We start from the raw sequence: 18,964 nt of genomic DNA on the forward strand, positions 1-18,964 counted from the left end.
AACGAACGAGATCATGCACGACAGCGTGGCCAACGGCCCGACGGAGGTCCGCGGATGACCGGCACCGACGAACACGCCACCGAGCCGTCCGTCCTGGTGCGCACCGAGGGACGGGCCGCCCACATCACCCTCAACCGGCCGCGGGCGCTGAACGCCCTGAACCACGAGATGGTGCACCTCGTCGACCGGGCCCTCACCGCCTGGGAGCACGATCCGGCCGTCGAGACGGTCGTCATCACCGGCGCCGGAGACCGGGGCCTGTGCGCGGGCGGCGACATCCGCGTCGTCCACGACGACGCGCGCGACGGGGACGGCACCGCCTCCGCGGCGTTCTGGCGCGACGAGTACCACCTCAACGCCCGCATCGCCCGCTACCCCAAGCCCTACGTGGCCGTCATGGACGGCATCGTGATGGGCGGCGGTGTCGGCATCTCCGCGCACGGCAGCGTCCGGATCGTCACCGAGCGCTCGCGGATCGCCATGCCGGAGACCGGCATCGGCTTCGTCCCCGATGTCGGAGGCACCTACCTGCTCGCCCACGCCCCCGGCGAACTGGGCACCCATCTCGCCCTGACCGGCACGTCGGTCACCGCGGGCGACGCCGTGCTGTGCGGCCTCGCCGACCACTTCGTCCCCTCCGCCGCTCTCCCCGCGTTCCTCGCCGACCTGGCGGACCGGTCCGTGCGGGAGGCCCTGACCCGCCACACCCAGCTGCCGCCCCCCGCCCGGCTGACGGACTGCCGTGCGTGGATCGACACCAGCTACGCGGCCGACACCGTGGACGAGATCCTCCGGCGGCTGGAAGCCTTCGGGGACCCCGCCGCCAAGGAGGCGGCCGAGACGCTGCTCAGCCGCTCGCCCACCGCGCTGAAGGTCACCCTGGCCTCGCTGCGCCGGGCCCGTCGGGCGGGTCCGCTGGAAAGCGTCCTGAACCAGGAGTACCGCGTCTCCTGCGCGTTCCTGGCCGCTCCCGACCTGGTGGAGGGCGTCCGGGCACAGATCATCGACAAGGACCGCGACCCGCACTGGACCCCGGCGACTCTCGCCGAGGTGACCGACGCGGACGTCGAGCGCTTCTTCGCGCCGCTCGGCGAACGCGAACTCGGGCTCGTGGTACCCGGCATCGGCCCGGACACGGGCGGGGCCGGCGGCTGACGCCTCCCGTCGACCTCCGTGGCCGGGCGCGCCGTTGACGCACCGCCCCCGCGGACCGGCCACCTGGTGCGAGAGGAAGATCACGCCAGGTGGCGCGGTCTTGGCCATGTACCCGCCACGCGGTACGGTCGGTCCGATAACGATGACGTCAGGACGGAAGCCGGTGGGAAATCCGGCACGGTCGCGCCACTGTGAACGAGACGCTCCAGCACGCTGGACACCTCGCAAGTCAGACCCGTAGACGTCATCCAGTGCACCACCGAGATGGGACGCGAACTCCCGAGGAGGTCCTGCCATGGCGCAGACCGTCGCTCCGCCGACAGCCACCACCCCCGTAGTGCCCGCCAAGCTGCCGTTGAAGGCGATCGCTCCCTGGGCGGTCTTCTTCGGCATCCTGATGCTGGTCCTGCTCTACTTCGTCGGCGCGGAACAGGGCGCCACCGCCGTCGTCTCGGGCGAGAACGTCCACGAGTGGGTTCACGACGCCCGCCACCTGCTCGGCTTCCCCTGCCACTGACGCGAGGGACAGAGCACACTCATGAACTCCGCAACGGTAAGAAACCTGCTCGTCCGCGGCATGCTCGCCGGCCTCGCGGCCGGCGTGCTCGCGCTGGTGGTCGCCTACTTCCTCGGTGAACCGAGCGTCGACAGCGCCATCGGCTTCGAGGAAGCGCACGCGCACGCCCATGGGCACGAGGTCGAACTCGTCTCGCGCAGCCTGCAGTCCACCGCCGGCCTGGCCACCGGTGTGCTGCTCTACGGGATCGCCTTCGGCGGCATCGCCGCGCTCGCCTACTGCTTCGCCCTCGGCCGCGTGGGCCGGTTCGGAGCGCGCGCGACCGCGCTGCTCCTCTCGGGCTGCGCGCTGCTCGCCGTCTACGTCGTGCCGTTCCTGAAGTACCCGGCCAACCCGCCGTCGGTCGGCGACCCCGACACCATCGGCAAGCGGACCACCCTGTACTTCCTGATGATGGTCCTCAGCGTGCTGCTGGCCGTCGCCGCCACCCTCCTCGGCAAGCGCCTCGCCCCGAGGACCGGCAACTGGAACGCGACGATCGTCGCGGTCGTGGCCTTCGCCGTCGTGATCGGCCTGGCCTACGAGTTCCTGCCCGTCGTCAACGAGGTGCCCGCGGACTTCCCGGCCACCCTCCTGTGGCGGTTCCGCCTCTCGGCCCTGGCCATCCAGGCCGCACTGTGGGGCGGATTCGGCCTGGTCTTCGGTGAGTTGGCCGAGCGCCTGCTGAACCCGAAGCCCGCAGCCGTCGGTTCCGGGCAGTCCGTCCCGGCCGCCGGCTGAGACCCCTGGCAACGTGAAGGGCCCCCGGCACCGGCCGGGGGCCCTTCACGTTCCCGCGGCACCGCGCGTACCCGGGGGCCGCCGAGGCCCCGCGAACCTCACTCCGCGCCCTGCGCGGGAAACGCCGGCCCGGTCCCGCGGCCCGACAGGCCCGCTCCCGTCCCCGCCGCTAACGGTCTCCGCCCCGGAAGGTCCTCAGGATCCGCTCCGCGGCGAGGGTCGCCGTCAACGACCCCTCGCGCACCTGCCGTTCGAGGTCCGGGGCCAGTGCACGGACCTCCGGATCGGCGTGCAGCCGGCCGAGAAGCTCGTCACGGACCATCGTCCAGGTCCAGTCGACCTGTTGGTCACGCCGCTTGTCCGCCAGCCGGCCGGACGAGTCGAGCAGCGTGCGGTGCTGCTCCAGCCGGTCCCACACGGTGTCCAGGCCCGCACCCTCACGGGCGCTGCAACTGAGCACGGGCGGCGTCCAGGCCGCGTCCTTGCCGTGCATCAGCCGCAGCGCACCGGCCAGTTCACGGGCCGCGGACTGGGCGTCGCGGGTGTGCGGTCCGTCCGCCTTGTTGACCGCGATCACGTCGGCCAGCTCCAGGACACCCTTCTTGATGCCCTGCAACTGGTCCCCGGTGCGGGCCAGCGTCAGCAGCAGGAAGGAGTCGACCATGTTCGCGACGGCGGTCTCCGACTGTCCGACCCCGACCGTCTCCACGAGCACGATGTCGTATCCCGCCGCCTCCATCACCACGATCGACTCCCGGGTCGCCTTGGCGACCCCGCCGAGCGTGCCGGCGGTGGGGGAGGGTCGGATGAACGCGTCCGGGTCCACGGCCAGCCGCTCCATCCGCGTCTTGTCGCCGAGGATCGAGCCGCCGGTACGGCTCGACGACGGGTCGACGGCGAGCACCGCGACCCGGTGGCCGAGCGAGGTCAGCATCGTGCCGAACGCGTCGATGAACGTCGACTTGCCGACACCCGGAACCCCGCTGATCCCGATCCGCCGCGCCCTGCCGCTGTGCGGGAGCAGCTCGGTCAGCAACTCCTGCGCCAGCGCCCGGTGCTGGGGGCGGGTGGACTCCACGAGGGTGATCGCGCGGGCGACCAGCGCCCGCCTTCCCTCGAGGACGCCCTTGACGTAGGTGTCGAGCGCGATCACAGCTCGTGCCCGAGGTCCGTCCCGAGCCGCCGGACGAGGTCGTAGGCCGCGTCCGGGATCACCGTGCCGGGCGGGAACACGGCCGCCGCGCCCATCTCCAGCAGCGTCGGAACGTCCTGCGGCGGGATCACCCCGCCGACCACGATCATGATGTCCTCACGGCCCTCCGACGCCAGCTCCTCGCGCAGCGCCGGAACGAGCGTGAGATGCCCCGCGGCCAGCGACGAGACACCCACGATGTGCACGTCCGCCTCCACCGCCTGGCGCGCCACCTCGGCGGGCGTCTGGAACAGCGGGCCGACATCGACGTCGAAGCCGAGGTCGGCGAACGCGGTGGCGATGACCTTCTGGCCGCGGTCGTGACCGTCCTGGCCCATCTTGGCCACCAGGATGCGCGGGCGACGGCCCTCGGCCTCCTCGAACGCGTCCACCAACGTGCGCGTGCGGTCCACGGACGGGGACTCCCCTGCTTCGTTGCGGTACACCCCGGAGATCGTACGGATCTGGCCCGCGTGCCGCCCGTACACCTTCTCCAGCGCGTCGGAGATCTCGCCGACCGTCGCCTTGGCGCGTGCGGCGCGCACCGCCAGCTCCAGCAGGTTGCCCTCACCGCCGGCCGCGCGCGTCAGCGCGTCGAGCGCGTCCTGGCACGCGCCCTCGTCTCGCTCCGCCCGCAGCCGCCGCAGCTTCTCGATCTGCTGCGTGCGCACGGAGGAGTTGTCGACCTTGAGGACGTCGATCTTCTCGTCGGTCTCGACCCGGTACTTGTTGACGCCGATGACCGGCTGGCGGCCGGAGTCGATCCGGGCCTGGGTACGGGCCGCCGCCTCCTCGATCCGGAGCTTGGGGATGCCGGCGTCGATGGCCTGCGCCATGCCGCCCGCCGCCTCGACCTCCTCGATGTGCTGCCAGGCCCGGCGCGCGAGGTCGTACGTCAGCTTCTCGATGTACGCGCTGCCGCCCCACGGGTCGATGACCCGGGTCGTGCCGGACTCCTGCTGGAGCAGCAACTGCGTGTTGCGGGCGATCCGCGCGGAGAAGTCGGTCGGCAGGGCCAGCGCCTCGTCGAGGGCGTTGGTGTGCAGCGACTGCGTGTGTCCCTGGGTGGCGGCCATCGCCTCCACACACGTACGTGTCACGTTGTTGAACACGTCCTGCGCGGTCAGCGACCAGCCGGAGGTCTGCGAATGGGTGCGCAGGGAGAGGGACTTGGAGTTCTGCGGGTCGAACTGCCTGACGAGCTTGGCCCACAGCAGGCGCGCCGCCCGCAGCTTGGCGACCTCCATGAAGAAGTTCATGCCGATCGCCCAGAAGAAGGACAGGCGCGGCGCGAACGCGTCGACGTCCAGGCCCGCTTCGCGGCCGGCCCGGATGTACTCCACGCCGTCGGCGAGCGTGTACGCCAGCTCCAGGTCGGCCGTCGCCCCCGCCTCCTGGATGTGGTACCCGGAGATGGAGATGGAGTTGTAGCGCGGCATCCGCTGCGAGGTGTACGCGAAGATGTCGGAGATGATCCGCATCGACGGCTTCGGCGGATAGATGTAGGTGTTGCGGACCATGAACTCCTTGAGGATGTCGTTCTGGATGGTCCCGGCGAGCTTCTCGGGCGGTACGCCCTGTTCCTCGGCCGCCACGATGTACAGAGCGAGAACGGGCAGCACGGCGCCGTTCATCGTCATCGACACGGTCATCCTGTCCAGCGGGATGCCGTCGAAGAGCTGCCGCATGTCGTAGATCGAGTCGATGGCCACGCCCGCCATGCCGACGTCGCCCGTCACGCGCGGGTGGTCGCTGTCGTAACCCCGGTGCGTGGGCAGGTCGAAGGCGATCGACAGGCCCTTCTGGCCTGCCGCCAGGTTGCGGCGGTAGAAGGCGTTCGACTCCTCGGCCGTGGAGAAACCCGCGTACTGGCGGATCGTCCACGGCTGGTTGACGTACATCGTCGGGTACGGGCCGCGCAGGTACGGCGCGACCCCCGGGTAGGTGTCGAGGAAGTCCAGGCCCTCGGTGTCCCGCCCGGTGTACAGCGGCTTGACCGCGATGCCCTCCGGGGTCTCCCAGAGCGCCTCGCCGCCGGTGGCCTTCGCCGCGGCGGCGCTCCACTCCTCGGCGGTGCCGTCGGCGGTGGGTGTCCCCAGTTCGATCCCGGAGAAGTCGGGGATTCCCATCAGGACACTCCCATGCGGTCGAGCGTGGCGGAGAGGACGGCGACGGCGTCGCAGCCCGCGAAGACGTAGGAGTCGACGCCCGGGTACTGCCCGGGACGGCCGGCGAGGAACACGTGCCGGGCCCCCGCCGCCGCGAGGGCCTCGGCCGTGCTCGCGGCCTGCTCCTCGTAGAGCGCGTCGCTGGAGCACAGGCAGGCCTCCGTGGCCCCGCTGTCCTCGAACGTGCCGTCCGTGACCGGCTCGACGCCGCCGGCCTGGAACAGGTTCGAGACGAACGTGGACCGCGCGGAGTGAGCGGCGGCGGGGCCGATGGTGGCCAGGTAGACGCGGGGCCGGGACCCGGTGGCGGCGAGGTGCGCGTCGGAGCGGGCCCGCAGCGCCTCGTACGCCTCGTCGCGCCGGACCCGGGGCAGGCCGCCCGACGGCGGGGCGGGGGCCGGTGCGCGTTCGACCAGGCGTTCGGCGAGATGCGGGAACTCGCTGACACCGGTGACGGGTTCACGTCGCGTGGCGAGCTTCGCCGAGCGCGCCGCCCAGGTCTTCGCCAGTTCGTCACCGATCCGGCCCGAGCGCAGCGCGGCGGCCTGACCGCCGTCCTGCTCGATCGAACGGAAGAACTCCCAGGCCGCGCCCGCGAGTTCGTCGGTCAGCCGTTCCACGTACCAGGAGCCGCCCGCGGGGTCGATGACCCGGGACAGGTGCGACTCCTCCATGAGGATCGTCGAGGTGTTGCGCGCGATGCGGCGCGCGAACGCGTCGGGCAGACCGAGGGCGTGGTCGAAGGGGAGCACGGTGACCGCGTCCGCGCCGCCGACACCCGCGGCCAGCGTGGCGATGGTCGTCCGCAGCATGTTCACCCACGGGTCGCGGCGCGACATCATCACCGGCGACGTCACGGCGTGCTGCACCTGCGCGCCCGCGGCCGGCGCCCCGCTCACCTCGGCGACCCGCGCCCACAGGCGGCGCGCCGCCCGGAGCTTGGCGATGGTCAGGAACTGGTCGGCGGTCGCCGCGTAACGGAACTCCAGCTGTGCGCAGGCCTGTTCGACGCTCAGGCCGGCCCGGGTCAGCTCCCGGAGGTAGGCGATGCCGGTCGCCAGGGAGGCGCCCAGCTCCTGCGCGGCCGATCCGCCGGCCTCGTGGTACGGCAGCGCGTCCACGGTCAGCGCCCGCAGCCCGGGGTAGTCCTCGGCGCACCGCCGCGCGAGGGCAGCGACCGGGGCGATGTCCGTCGGTGTGCCCGTGCGGGCCTCGTGGCCGAGCGGGTCGGCACCGAGGTTGCCCCGGACCGCACCCGGAGCCACACCCCGCTCTTCGTACAGCCGCAGCAGTTCCGCCGCCGCGGCCTCGGTGTCACGGCCCGCGTCGAGGACGACCGGCGCCAGGTCGAGATAGACGCCGTCCAGCACGGGGCCGAGCGAGCCGAGGGGGATGCCGCCCTCGCCGACGGCCAGCCACAACGAGGTGACGCCGTTCTCCAGGTCGCCGAGCACCAGCGCGTTGTCGCCGGCGGTGTGCCGCTGACGTACGTCCCAGCCCCCGGCGGTGCTCCCCTCGGGGCGGGCCGCCCGCACGAAGGGGGTGAATCCGGGAAGGCCGGGATCGGGAGCCGCGTCGCGCGCGGTGTACAGGGGCTTGGTGCGGAGCCCGTCCTCCAAGGAGGTCGACAGCGCGTCCTCGGCAGACGCGCCCGAGACCTCCTTGCCCGACTTGCGCAGCACGCCCTCCACCAGGAGCTGCCACTGGTCATGGGTCGCGGACGGGAACTCGGCGGCCAGCGCGAGCCCGTCATTGGGCAGGACTGTCATGCTCGGATGCTAGGCCAGAGTTCTCGAGCGGCAGCAGAGGCGGCGCCTGTGACCTTGGCCTCTTGGCTTCGGTGATCCAGATCTCAGGGGTCCGGGCGGGTGCCCGGCAGCGGTACGGGCCGGGGCCGGGAGCACGGCGGACCGTGCGCCCGGCCCGGGTGGGACATCCGGGTCGGAAGGGGTCACGCGGCGGGGGCCGGCACCTTCGTCGCGGGGTCGCCGTCGACGGCGGCGGCCAGCTGGGGCACCAGCCGGTCGAGCATGTACGGCAGGCTGAGCACCGTCACGAAGGAGACGGAGTTGCCGTAGTCGCTGCTCTCCTTGATGTAGACCTCACGCTGCTGCCGCGCCACCTTCAGGTCGCCGTACAGGGCGTCCTTGTGCAGCTTGGCCTCGTCCTCGGCCGGGTTCCCGGCGATCCAGACGATCGCGTCGGTGTCCAGCAGGTCGGTGCGCTCCTTGCTGATGTTGGCGCCGAACTCGTCCCCGATGACCTTGTCGAGATCGCTGGGGAGGGTGAAGCCGAGGTCGGTCAGGACGCGCGAACGGGGGTCCTGGCTGCCGAACACGAAGGTGCCCTCGTACGGTGTGGCCACGACGCCCTTGGACTTGGCGAACGCCGGGTTCTTCGCTGCGGCGGCCTTGAAGTCGGCCTCGACCGCGTTCACCACCGAGGTGGCCCTGGCCTCCTGGCCGAGCGCCTTGCCGATGATCTCGGTCTGCTTCTGCCAGGGCACACCGAAGTCGTTGTACTCCTTCGGCTGGGCCACCACGGGGGCGAACTTCGACAGGGTGGTGTACTGCGCCTTCGTGAGGCCGCCGTAGACCGCGAGGATCAGGTCCGGGTGCAGGGCCGCGATCTTCTCGGTCTGCGGGCCGGTGCCGGTGTCCTTCAGGACGGTGGGGGTCGTGGCGTCCCCGAGCTTGTCGGTGGCCCAGGGACCGATGGCGCCCTTGTAGCCGCCGAGCCATTCCGTGGTGCCGACGGGCACCTTGCCGAGGGCCAGCACGGAGTCCTGGTCGGTCAGACCGACCGTGACGATCCGCCGGGGCTCGGCCTTGACGGTGGTGCTGCCGTACTTGTGGGCGATGGTGACGGGAAAGGCCTTGTTCGCGGCGGCGGGCTTCTCGGAACCGGCTCCGGAGCCGTCCGAGGAGCCGCAGGCCGCGACGGTGCCGAAGAGCAGGAGGGCCGAGGCGAGCGCCGCGGCGAGCCGGGTGCCTCTCAGGGAGCCGAGCATCAGTGGTCCTTCAGGGTCGGAGCGGTGAGGGTGTGCGGGGGGTGTTCGGGCGTCGCGCGCGTCCCGGACCAGGCCTGCCAGAGCGAGGCGTAGGTGCCGTCGGCCGCGCACAGCTCGTCGTGGTGGCCGCTCTCGACGATCCGGCCGTCCTCCATGACGACGATCCGGTCCGCGGCGGCGGCCTGCGTGAGGCGGTGGGCGACGACGAGGGCCGTCCGGCCCTCGACGGCCCGGGCGGCGGCCTTCTCCAGGAGGCGGGCGCCGGTGCTGCCGGCCTCGGCCGTCGCCTCGTCGAGCACGGCCACCGGCGGGTCGGCCAGGACCAGGCGGGCCAGGGCGAGTTGCTGCACCTGGGCGGGGGTGAGGCGGTGGCCGCCCTCGCCGACGACCGTGCCGAGGCCCTCGGGCAGGGCCTCGACCCAGTCGAGCGCCTCGACGACGGCCAGCGCGGTGCGCAGGTCCTCGTCGGTGGCCGCGGCCCGGGCCAGCCGCAGGTCCGCGGCGAGCGGCCCCGCGAAGACGTGGGTCTCCTGGGTCACCAGCGCGACCCGGAGCCTGTCGTCGGGGAGGCCGGAGCCGGCCAGCCGGACCGAACCGGCGGTCGGCCGGTGCACGCCCGCGATGAGTTTGGCGAGCGTCGTCTTGCCCGCGCCGCTGGGGCCCACCAGGGCCACCCGTTCCCCGGCGCGTAGCGTCAGGCTCACGTCCCGCAGGACGGGCCTTCCGGGCGTGTAGGCGTGGTGGAGGCCGGTCACGGTGACCGTGCCGGGTCCGTCGTCGGCGGGGCCCGGCTGCCCGGGAACGGCGGCCGCCGGTCCGGCCTCGACGGGCGCGGGGTCCGCGACCCCGACGAGTCGGTTGAGCGCGGCGGTGGCGGTCTGGGCGTCGTCGAGGAGCACCAGGGCGGAGTTCACCGGCGTGAACAGGCTGTGGAAGTACAGCGCGGCGGCGGTCGCCGTGCCGATGGACACGGATCCGGCGCGCACCAGCAGGAACCCGGTGACGAGGACGGCGGCGAGCCCCGAGTACTCCGCGATGTGCAGCCGGTTGTAGAAGCGCAGCACCAGTTTGACCCCGCGCATCGTCAACTCCACCGCGGCGGAGGAGCGTTCGGTGACGTGCCCGGTGTGCTCCTCCTCCAGCCGGTACGCCCGTACGGTGCCGGCGCCGGAGATGGTGTCGAGCAACTGCTGCTGCTGGGCGCCGGTCGCGATGCGCTCGCGGGCGTACAGCGGCACGGCGTTGCGCAGGTACCAGCGCGCGGTGTGCGCCTGGACGGGTACGGCGACGAGGGCGGCGAGCAGGAAACGCCAGTCGAGCGCGGCCATCGCCGCCAGGGTGAGCACGATGGCCAGGACCGAGCGGGCGAGCTCCGGCAGCGCGGAGCGGACGGCCTCGCCCACCCGGGCCACGTCCCGGGTGACACGGGCGGTGAGGTCTCCCGTGCCGGCCTTCTCGACCTGCTCCAGGGGCAGGCGCAGCGCCCGGTCCACGAACAGTTCGCGCAGCCGGGCGAGCACGCTCTCGCCGAGCCGTGACACCAGGGAGAGCCCGAGCGCGGTGGTGCCGCCCTGGACGAGGGCGACCACGACCAGCAGGACGACCGGGAGGGTGAGATCCCCGGGCGGCCGCCGGTCGGCCACGACGTCCACCATGTGTCCGAGCAGCGGCTGGACGAGCAGTCCCACCGCGGTGGCCGCGACCATCGTCACGAGGGAGCCGAGCGCCAACCTGCTGTAGGGGCACGTCAGTTCGCGCACGGCGGCGCGTGTCCTCGCCGGGGTCGCGGTGGGAAGGAGTTCTCGGGCGGTCATCGCTTCCTCGTTCCGGTCCGCCGGGGTGCCGCTCACGCCAGCACCGCCGAGCGGTAGATCGCGTGGCGCCGCACCAGCTCGGCGTGCGGAGCGGTGTCCGTGACCCGGCCGTCGTGGAGGAGCGCCACCCGGTCGGTGACCGCGAGGAGGGCGGGGCTCGTCGTCACGAGGACGGTGGTGCGCCCCTCGCGGATGTCGCGGATGCCGGACGCGATGCGGGCCTCGGTCACCGTGTCGACCGCCGTGGTCGGTTCGTGGACCACGAGGACCGGCCGGTCCGCCGCCAACGCGCGGGCGAGGGCCACTCGTTGGCGCTGGCCGCCCGACAGGGAGCGGCCCTGTTCGCTGACCGCGGTGTGCTCGCCGTCCGGCAGCGTCTCGGACACCTGGGTCACCCCGGCCGCGCTCATCGCCGGTTCGGGCGGCGCGGCCTCGGGGGCGGCGGCGGTCACGTTGCCGCGGACGGTGCCCTCGAAGAGGTCCGCGTCGTGTTCGGCGACGAGGACGGCCGTACGGATCCCGGCCGGGTCCAGGTCGCGCAGGGACACCCCGTCCAGTTCGACCGATCCGGCGTCGGGGTCGGCCTGGCGGCTCAGACAGCGCAGCAGATCGGCGGCGTGGGCGGGGTCGGTCGCGACCACCCCGAGGAGTTCGCCGGGGACGATGTCGAGGTCGACGCCCCGCAGCCCGCCGTGCCGTACTCCGGTCAGCCGTACGGCGCCCCGCACCGGGCTCGGCAGCGGACTGCCGCCGGCGGTGACGGCGGGCGCGCCGGCCAGCACCTCCGCGATCCGGGTCGCCGAGGCGCGGCCCTGGGCGAGTTCGGCGTTGACCCAGGCGAGGACTTCCAGGGGGCCGATGAGGAAGAGGGCGAGGCCGACCGCCGAGACCAACTGGCCGAGGCTGATGGTGCCTTCCGCTGCCAGCCGTCCGCCGACCAGGGCGACGGCGGCGATCAGGCAGCCGGTCAGGGCGAGGACCATGCCGCTCTGGAAGGCCTGCGCCCGGGCGGCACGCAGGGTGGCACGCAGGGAGTCGCGGCTGGTGGCGCGGTAGCGTTCGATGGCCGCCGACTCGCCTCCGATGCCCTTGAGGACGCGCAGACCGGCCACCAGGTCGGCGGCGACGGCCGAGGCATGTGCGGCCTGTTCCTGCTCGGCCTCGCTCCGGGTCTCCAGCGGCTTGCTCAGCAGGTGGCCGAGCCACAGCAGTACCGGAGTGCCCACCAGGACGACGAGGCCGAGGGTGACCGAGGTCCGCAACAGCACGATCGCGCAGGTCGCGATGCCCACCAGTGCGGCGATCCCCAGCGTGAGGGCCATGTTGACGGCTCCGACCCGCTTGGCGTCCTCGGTCGCGATGCTGGCCAGCGCGCCGGGGAGCCTGCCCTTCTCGGCGCCGCCGCCGGGGTGCAGGACCCGGCGAATGAGGGTGATACGCAAGGAGTGTTCGGCACGGACGGCGGCGAGTTCGCCCGACCACGCGCCGATCCGGAAGCTCAGGGCCAGTCCTGCGTAGACCGCGGCCAGGACCCCGAGCCACAGGACGAGGGCGCCGGTGTCGGAGCCGGTGACGGCGCGGTCGATGACGACGCCGATGAGGGCGGGGACGAGGGCCTCGCCGATCTGGTGCCCGGAACCGAAGAGGGCACTGAGCGCCACCCGTCCGCGTTGTCCCGTGACCGATTCCCTCAGGACGCCACGCCCCGACGGATGTGCAGCACTCATCCATACCCCTCCGGGAAAGGACATCGAAACTTAGGTGAGGCTACCTTAAGTTTGAACTGCCGGGCCGGTGTCCGGGCGACAAGGACCGTCCCCCCGGCAGGAGGGACGGCGCGCAGGGCGATGCCGTCCCTCCTGATCCCAACTGCCCGTGTCTACACGACGGTTCGGGCGGCGTCGTCGGTCCGCGCGGCCGTGTCGTCCGCCCGGTGGGCGAGCAGCGAGTCGAGGATCTCGCCCGAACGCACGGCCGTGGTCGACAGCAGGGTCGAGGTGAGACCGTGCGTGTGCTCGGTCGCCCCCTGCACATAGATGCCGGCCGTCACCTCGGACGTGAACTCGACCCGGTGGTCCCGGCCGACCAGGACGGCGTCCTTGTCGTCGCGCAGGCAGAGCTTCGCTGCCCGGCCCAGCAGCGCGTCCAGGTCCCGGGGGCGGTAACCGGTGGCGTGGACGAGCAGGTCCGAGGAGATGATCTCCCGTTCTCCGGTGGGGAGATACTCCACCGTGACGTCCAACCGGTCCTCGCGGGCCTGTACGTCGCGGATGCGGGAGACGTTGCGCAGGCGCAGCCGTTCCCGCCCGAGGACCTTCTCGCGGTACATGGTGGCGTACAGCGACTCGATGAGATCCATGTCGACCACCGAGTAGTTGGTGCTGCGGTGGTAGTCGACCAGTGACTGCTTCACCTCCGGGGCGGACCGGAAGTAGACGTCCACCGCCTCCGGGTCGAAGATCCTGTTGGCGAACGGGCTGTCGTCGGCCGGGGTGTAGCCGTACTTGGCGAAGACGGCGCAGATCTCCGTGTCCGGGAAGGACCGGTGCAGGTAGTCGACGGCCTCGGCGCCGCTCTGCCCGGCCCCGAGCACCAGAATGCGGCCCACCGGTGCGCCCGTGCTGGTCAACTCGGCCACCCGCGGAACGAGTTCGCTGTTGTGCCAGACACGGTCCGACAGTGCGGTACCGGGCGGCAGATGAGGCTCCAGTCCGACGGCGACCGAGATGTTGCGGGCCCGCCGGGTCACCGTGCGCTCCGGTGATCCTGGCACCCGGCTCGTCACGTCGAACCAGCGGACCTCGCCGTCGTCCGACGTCACCGGCTCCACGGAGAGCACCTCGCAGTCGTAGCCCACGAGGTGCGCGAGCCGGGCCGCGGCCCACTCGAAGTACTCGTGGAACTCGATCCGCAACGGGAAGAGGGTCTTCGCGTTGAGGAAGTCCACCAGCCTGCCGCGTTCCCGCAGGAAGCAGAGGAAGGTGAAGTCGCTGGTCGGGTTCCGCATCGTGACGAGGTCCTTGAGGAAGGACACCTGCATCGTCGCGTCGTCGATCAGCATGCCGCGGTGCCAGCCGAAGGAGGGCTGACGCTCCAGAAACTCCGCGCGGATCCGGTCCTCGGTCGATGCCCCGGCGTTGTGCTCCTCAATGGCGATGGCCAGTGCGAGATTTGACGGTCCGAAACCGATCCCGATCACGTCATGTATGGCGTCAGGTTCGTCGTGCAGTGCGTTCACCGCAACTTCCCTTCCCTTGGGCGCCCCTGATGGTAAATAAGGTTAGCCTTACCTTGCAATGGTGGTCTCCAAGAGAGGATCGACTATGCGGGTCGTCATGTTCGGCTACCAGACCTGGGGGCATCGCACGCTCCAGGCTCTGCTGGAGTCCGACCACGAGGTGGTTCTGGCGGTCACCCACCCCAAGAGCGAGCACGCCTACGAGAAGATCTGGGACGACTCCGTGGCCGACCTCGCCGAGAAGCACGGCATCCCGGTACTGCTGCGCAACCGGCCCGACGACCCGGAACTCCTCGCCGCCCTGCGGGACGCCGAGCCCGACATCATCGTCGCCAACAACTGGCGCACCGTGCTGCCGCCGGAGGTCTTCGACCTCCCCCCGCACGGCACGCTCAACGTCCACGACTCCCTGCTGCCGGCCTACGCGGGCTTCTCGCCCCTCATCTGGGCGCTGATCAACGGCGAGCGCGAGGTCGGTGTCACCGCGCACCGCATGAACGCCGAACTGGACGCCGGGGACGTGCTGTTGCAGCGGGCGGTCCCGGTCGGCCCCGCCGACACCGTGACCGACCTGTTCCACCGCACCGTGGACCTGATCACCCCCGTGGTGACCGAGTCCCTCGACCTGATCGCGTCCGGCCGGGCCCACTGGATACCGCAGGACCGCAGCCGCGCCAGCTTCTTCCACAAGCGCTCGCTCGAGGACAGCCGGATCGACTGGACCTGGCCCGCCGAGGACCTCGAACGGCTGGTGCGCGCCCAGTCCGACCCGTATCCCAACGCCTTCACCCACCACCGGGGCGAACGCCTGCGCATCGTCGAGGCGTCGGTGTCGCGGGGCTGCTACGGCGGCACCCCGGGGCGGATCTTCATCCGCGAGGGGGACGGGATCGTGGTCGTCGCCGGCGCGGAGGCCCGCAACGGCCGGCTGCGCGGGCTGCTCGTCCGGCGGGTGCGCACCGAGGACGGCACCGAGCACGCGGCCACCGACTACTTCCGGACCATGGGCGGCTACCTCACCGCTCGTCCGTGAGCGGCCCGCTCGGGCTCGTCGACCGGGCCGCGCCGGAGGAGCGCCGGGAAACCCCGGAAGGCCGCACGGTCGTCGTGAAGTACGGCGGCCACGCGATGGCCGACGAGCCGCTGCGGCGGGCCTTCGCGCAGGACGTCCTCGCCCTGCGCAGCAGGGGTGTGCGGACCGTCGTGGTGCACGGCGGCGGCCCGCAGATCGGCGCCCACCTGGACCGCCTCGGCCTCAAGTCCGCCTTCCTGAACGGGCTTCGGGTCACCACGCCCGAGACCATGGACGTGGTGCGGATGGTGCTCTCCGGCAAGGTCCAGAAGGAACTGGTCGGACTGCTCAACGAGGACGGGCCGTACGCCGTCGGGCTCAGCGGCGAGGACGCGCGCACGCTCACCGCCGTCAAGCGATTCGCCGACGTGGGCGGTGAGCGCGTGGACATCGGCCTCGTCGGCGACGTGACGCGGGTCAACACCGCTGTTCTCGGACTGCTGTTGGAGCACCGGCACATTCCGGTGGTCTCGTCCGTGGGCCGGGGCGAGGACGGCCAGGTCTACAACGTGAACGCGGACACGGCCGCCGGAGCGGTCGCCGCCGCGCTCGGAGCCGACGCGCTGGTCGTCCTGACCGACGTGCCGGGCCTCTACGCGGACTGGCCGGACAGCGAACGGGTCGTCGACCGGATGACCGCGGTCGAACTGGAGGGTCTGCTGCCGCGGCTCGGCGGCGGGATGGTGCCCAAGATGGAGGCGTGTCTGCGGGCCGTGCGCGCCGGAGTGGGAGCGGCCCGGGTGCTCGACGGCCGGGCGCCGCACGCCCTGCTCGACGGTCTGTCGGGGCGCCGCGGGATCGGCACGACGATCGTGCCGGACCGCACGCCGTAAGGGCCCGACCGGGCCTGCGAGGACCGGTCGCGCGAGGCGGGATGCCCCGCGCGGCCGGACATCCGCGCAGGCCCCCTCGGCGGGGGAGGGGTGCCCTCAGTCGGCGCCCTGCGCGACGCGCTCCAGGGCGGGGGCTCCGTGGTGCCGTCCCATCGGGATGACCAGCGGGGTGTCGCTCACCGGGTCCGTGGTGATGCGGCAGTTGAGATCGAAGACGTCCTCGACGGTCTCCACCGTGATGACCTCGGCGGGGGAGCCCTCGGCCACGATCCGTCCCGACTTCATGGCGACGACGTGATCGGCGTACCGGCAGGCCTGGTTGAGGTCGTGGAGCACCATCACGATCGTCCGGTGCTCCCGGCGGTTGAGATCGGTGATCAGGTCCAGCACGTCGATCTGGTGGGCCAGGTCCAGATAGGTGGTGGGTTCGTCGAGGAGCAGCACCTCGGTCCCCTGCGCGACCGCCATGGCGATCCAGGCGCGCTGACGCTGCCCGCCGGACAGCTCGTCGACCGGACGGTCCGCGAGGTCGGTCATGCCGGTGGCGGCCAGTGCCTGCCGTACGGCCTGCTCGTCCGCCCGCGACCACTGCCGCCACCAGGTCTGGTGCGGCGAACGGCCCCGGTTGACCAGGTCGATGACGGTCAGGCCCTCGGGTGCGACGGGACTCTGCGGCAGGATGCCGAGCCGCTGCGCGAGTTCCCTGGACGGCATGGAGTGCAGCGCCCGCCCGTCCAGCTCGACCGTTCCCGCGCGCGGTGCCATCAGCCGGGCCAGCGCGCGCAGCAGGGTGGACTTGCCGCAGGCGTTGGCGCCGACGATCGCGGTGATCCGGCCGGGCGGCACGACGAGATCCAGTTCGTCGACGACCGTCCGGCTGTCGTAGCCCAGTCGCAGGCCGTTCGCCCGCAGGTCCGGGCCCGCGCCCGGTGTTCGGTCGGAGGGCGGGGACGTCACCGACAGGGGATCGGCCGACGTGGGACGAGCCGACATGGGATCAACCTCCTGAGCCCGCGCGGTTGGCGCGGACGAGCAGCCAGAGCAGGATCGGCGCGCCGAGGACGCCGGTGACGATGCCGACCGGGAGTTCCGTGCCGGAGATGAGCGTGCGGGCGATGAGGTCGCTGCCGAGCACCACGAGGGCGCCGGTGAGTCCGGAGGCGACAGTGGGCGGCCAGGCGGTTCGGGCCAGGCGCTGTGCGATCTGCGGGGCGGCGAGCGCGACGAAGGCCACCGGGCCGGCCGCCGCCGTGGCGAACGCGATCAGACCGACGCCGGTGAGCAGGACGGCGAGGCGGACGGACTGGACCCGGGTGCCGAGGCCGGTGGCGACGTCGTCGCCGAGCTGGAGCGTGCGCAGCAGCCGGCCGAGCAGCAGCGAGGCCGGGAGCAGGACCGCCAGGGCGGCGGCGAGGGGGCGGGTCTCGTCCCAGGTGCGGCCGTTGAGGTTGCCCACCAGCCAGCCGAGGGCGGCCTGCGCCTCGAAGCGTCCGCCCTTGGCCATCAGGTAGTCGGTCGCGCTCGCGCACATCCAGGAGACGCCGATGCCGACCAGGATGATCCGGTAGCCGGTGGTGCCGCGCCGCCAGGCCAGCAGGTAGACGAGCAGGGCCGTGGCCAGGGCCCCGACCAGGCCGAGCGTCTGGGTGCCGAGACCGGCGTCCCAGCCGAGCACGAGTCCCGCCACCACGGCGGTGCCCGCTCCCTGGGTGAGGCCGATCATGTCGGGGCTGGCCAGCGGGTTGCGGGTCATCGTCTGGAACAGCGCGCCCGAGACGCCGAACGCGACACCGGCCAAGAGGCCGACGAGGGCCCGCGGCAGCCGGAGGTCCTGGACGACGAGCACGGTGCCGGGATCGCCGGCACCGCCCAGGGCGCGTACGACGTCCGTGAAGGCGATCGGATAGTCGCCGATCGTCAGGCCCCAGCAGAACAGCAGGAAGGCGCCGACGCCGAGAACCAGACACAGGGCGACGAGCCGGGGCCGCACGATCCCCGACACGGGCGGGACGGCGAGACGGTAGGCGCGGAACGCCGAGGGGAGATGCGTCGGGGGCGAAGACGCCTTCCCGGGCCGGGAGTCGAGGGTCCGTACGGCCGGCTTCGTCATGTCACACCTCCGCCAGGCGCTGGCGTCGGACCAGGGCGATGAAGAACGGGCCTCCGATGAAGGCGACGATCACCCCGGCCTGGACCTCGGTGGGCCGGGCGACGATCCGCCCGACGATGTCCGCGGTCAGCAGCAGGCACGGGGCCAGCACCGCCGACAGGGGCAGCAGCCAGCGGTGGTCGGGGCCGAGGCCCGCGGAGCGGGCGAGCACCCGGGCGATGTGCGGCACGACGAGTCCGACGAAGACGACGGGGCCGATCACGGCGACGGCCGCGCCGGTGAGGAGGGTGACCGCGGCGACCCCCTGGAGCCGGACCAGACCCAGTCGGCGCCCGAGCGAGGCCGCCACGTCGTCCCCGAGGGCGAGGCTGTTGAGCGCCGGTGCGCAGGCCAGCGCCAGCAGTGTGCCCACCGCGAGGAAGGGCAGGATCCGCCAGACGGTGGCGGCGTCCTGGTCGGCCATGGAGCCCGCGGACCAGAAGCGGTAGCGGTCCAGTGCGTCCGGGTCGGTGAGCGCGATCGCGCTCGTCAGGGAGGACAGCATCGAGGTCACGGCGATTCCGGCGAGCGCCAGTTTCACCGGGGTCAGGCCGGACCGGCCCAGCCTTCCGAGGACGTACACCAGCACGCTGGCCGCAAGGGCCCCGGCGAAGGCGAACCAGACGTATCCGTAGAACGACCCGAACCCGAAGACTCCCACGGCCACCACGATGGCGAAGGAGGCGCCGGCGCTCACACCGAGGACGCCCGGGTCGGCGAGCGGGTTGCGCGTCAGCGCCTGCATCAGCCCGCCCGCCAGGCCCAGTGCGGCACCGGCGGCGAGTCCCAGCGTGGTCCGGGGGACGCGGGCGGTCCAGACGATGTTGTCGACCAGTCGGCTGGGCGCGTGGCCGAACAGTGCCCGGACCACCTCGTCCAACGGGATGCCGGCCGCGCCGACGGCGATCGACAGCAGACAGAGCACGATCAGCACCGTGCCCAGCGACGCCACGAGAAGGACCGGGCGGATGTGCTTGCCCCCGGTCACCTTGCGGTCTCCAACGGCCAACTCCCTTAGGTTAGGCAGGCCTTAATC

The 18,964-nt window shown here is 72.3% G+C and carries 15 protein-coding genes; 5 read left to right on the forward strand and 10 right to left on the reverse strand.

The window, feature by feature from the left end; translation table 11 throughout:
- Window positions 1-54 precede the first annotated feature (54 nt).
- The 3 genes from OG406_RS36895 (at window position 55) to OG406_RS36905 (ending at window position 2,452) form a co-directional block, all read left to right on the forward strand.
- Complete coding sequence (locus tag OG406_RS36895) at window positions 55-1,155, forward strand: enoyl-CoA hydratase/isomerase family protein (protein ID WP_164370074.1); 1,101 nt, start codon at window positions 55-57, stop codon at window positions 1,153-1,155.
- Between the two features lie 295 nt (window positions 1,156-1,450).
- Window positions 1,451-1,672, forward strand: coding sequence for a CbtB domain-containing protein (locus OG406_RS36900; protein WP_081222519.1), 222 nt, complete (start codon window positions 1,451-1,453; stop codon window positions 1,670-1,672).
- A 21-nt stretch (window positions 1,673-1,693) separates the two neighbouring features.
- Window positions 1,694-2,452, forward strand: a complete 759-nt coding sequence (locus OG406_RS36905) for a CbtA family protein (protein ID WP_266610396.1) — start codon at window positions 1,694-1,696, stop codon at window positions 2,450-2,452.
- A 169-nt stretch (window positions 2,453-2,621) separates the two neighbouring features.
- Here OG406_RS36905 and meaB read toward each other — a convergent pair whose 3' ends face one another.
- From meaB to OG406_RS36940, 7 genes are all read right to left on the reverse strand, one after another.
- Window positions 2,622-3,605, reverse strand: a complete 984-nt coding sequence (meaB, locus tag OG406_RS36910; RefSeq protein ID WP_266610394.1) for a methylmalonyl Co-A mutase-associated GTPase MeaB — start codon at window positions 3,603-3,605, stop codon at window positions 2,622-2,624.
- Complete coding sequence (gene scpA, locus OG406_RS36915; RefSeq protein WP_326844373.1) at window positions 3,602-5,773, reverse strand: methylmalonyl-CoA mutase; 2,172 nt, start codon at window positions 5,771-5,773, stop codon at window positions 3,602-3,604. The genes meaB and scpA overlap by 4 nt, the downstream gene beginning before the upstream one ends.
- Window positions 5,773-7,581, reverse strand: a complete 1,809-nt coding sequence (locus OG406_RS36920) for a methylmalonyl-CoA mutase subunit beta (RefSeq protein ID WP_329190073.1) — start codon at window positions 7,579-7,581, stop codon at window positions 5,773-5,775. Before OG406_RS36920 ends, scpA begins: the two co-directional genes overlap by 1 nt.
- 182 nt (window positions 7,582-7,763) lie before the next feature.
- A complete protein-coding gene (locus OG406_RS36925; RefSeq protein WP_266853016.1) occupies window positions 7,764-8,822 on the reverse strand; it encodes an ABC transporter substrate-binding protein in 1,059 nt (352 codons plus the stop codon).
- Window positions 8,822-10,636 (reverse strand): ABC transporter ATP-binding protein, encoded by a 1,815-nt coding sequence (locus tag OG406_RS36930; RefSeq protein ID WP_329191100.1) that lies wholly within the window; start codon window positions 10,634-10,636, stop codon window positions 8,822-8,824. The genes OG406_RS36925 and OG406_RS36930 overlap by 1 nt, the downstream gene beginning before the upstream one ends.
- A 32-nt stretch (window positions 10,637-10,668) precedes the next feature.
- Window positions 10,669-12,363 (reverse strand): ABC transporter ATP-binding protein, encoded by a 1,695-nt coding sequence (locus tag OG406_RS36935; protein WP_329190076.1) that lies wholly within the window; start codon window positions 12,361-12,363, stop codon window positions 10,669-10,671.
- Between the two features lie 152 nt (window positions 12,364-12,515).
- Complete coding sequence (locus tag OG406_RS36940; protein WP_329190077.1) at window positions 12,516-13,874, reverse strand: lysine N(6)-hydroxylase/L-ornithine N(5)-oxygenase family protein; 1,359 nt, start codon at window positions 13,872-13,874, stop codon at window positions 12,516-12,518.
- Between the two features lie 85 nt (window positions 13,875-13,959).
- Here OG406_RS36940 and OG406_RS36945 point away from each other — a divergent pair, with 85 nt between their 5' ends.
- Both OG406_RS36945 and argB read left to right on the forward strand, forming a co-directional pair.
- Window positions 13,960-14,907 (forward strand): methionyl-tRNA formyltransferase, encoded by a 948-nt coding sequence (locus tag OG406_RS36945; RefSeq protein ID WP_164370065.1) that lies wholly within the window; start codon window positions 13,960-13,962, stop codon window positions 14,905-14,907.
- Window positions 14,904-15,779 (forward strand): acetylglutamate kinase, encoded by an 876-nt coding sequence (gene argB / locus OG406_RS36950; protein WP_266853009.1) that lies wholly within the window; start codon window positions 14,904-14,906, stop codon window positions 15,777-15,779. The genes OG406_RS36945 and argB overlap by 4 nt, the downstream gene beginning before the upstream one ends.
- A 96-nt stretch (window positions 15,780-15,875) precedes the next feature.
- Here the strand turns inward: argB and OG406_RS36955 are convergent, their stop codons facing one another.
- Genes OG406_RS36955 through OG406_RS36965 form a run of 3 tightly spaced genes read right to left on the reverse strand, consistent with a single transcriptional unit; the run spans window position 15,876 to window position 18,916 of the window.
- Window positions 15,876-16,772 (reverse strand): ABC transporter ATP-binding protein, encoded by an 897-nt coding sequence (locus OG406_RS36955; RefSeq protein ID WP_267051827.1) that lies wholly within the window; start codon window positions 16,770-16,772, stop codon window positions 15,876-15,878.
- Window positions 16,773-16,776: 4 nt separating this feature from the next.
- The gene (locus OG406_RS36960; RefSeq protein WP_266853005.1) at window positions 16,777-17,889 is read right to left on the reverse strand and encodes a FecCD family ABC transporter permease; all 1,113 of its coding nucleotides are present in this window, start codon (window positions 17,887-17,889) and stop codon (window positions 16,777-16,779) included.
- 1 nt (window position 17,890) lies between these two features.
- The gene (locus OG406_RS36965; protein WP_266854755.1) at window positions 17,891-18,916 is read right to left on the reverse strand and encodes a FecCD family ABC transporter permease; all 1,026 of its coding nucleotides are present in this window, start codon (window positions 18,914-18,916) and stop codon (window positions 17,891-17,893) included.
- Window positions 18,917-18,964: the final 48 nt, after the last annotated feature.

The organism is Streptomyces sp. NBC_01428, assembly GCF_036231965.1.
GTDB lineage: Bacteria > Actinomycetota > Actinomycetes > Streptomycetales > Streptomycetaceae > Streptomyces.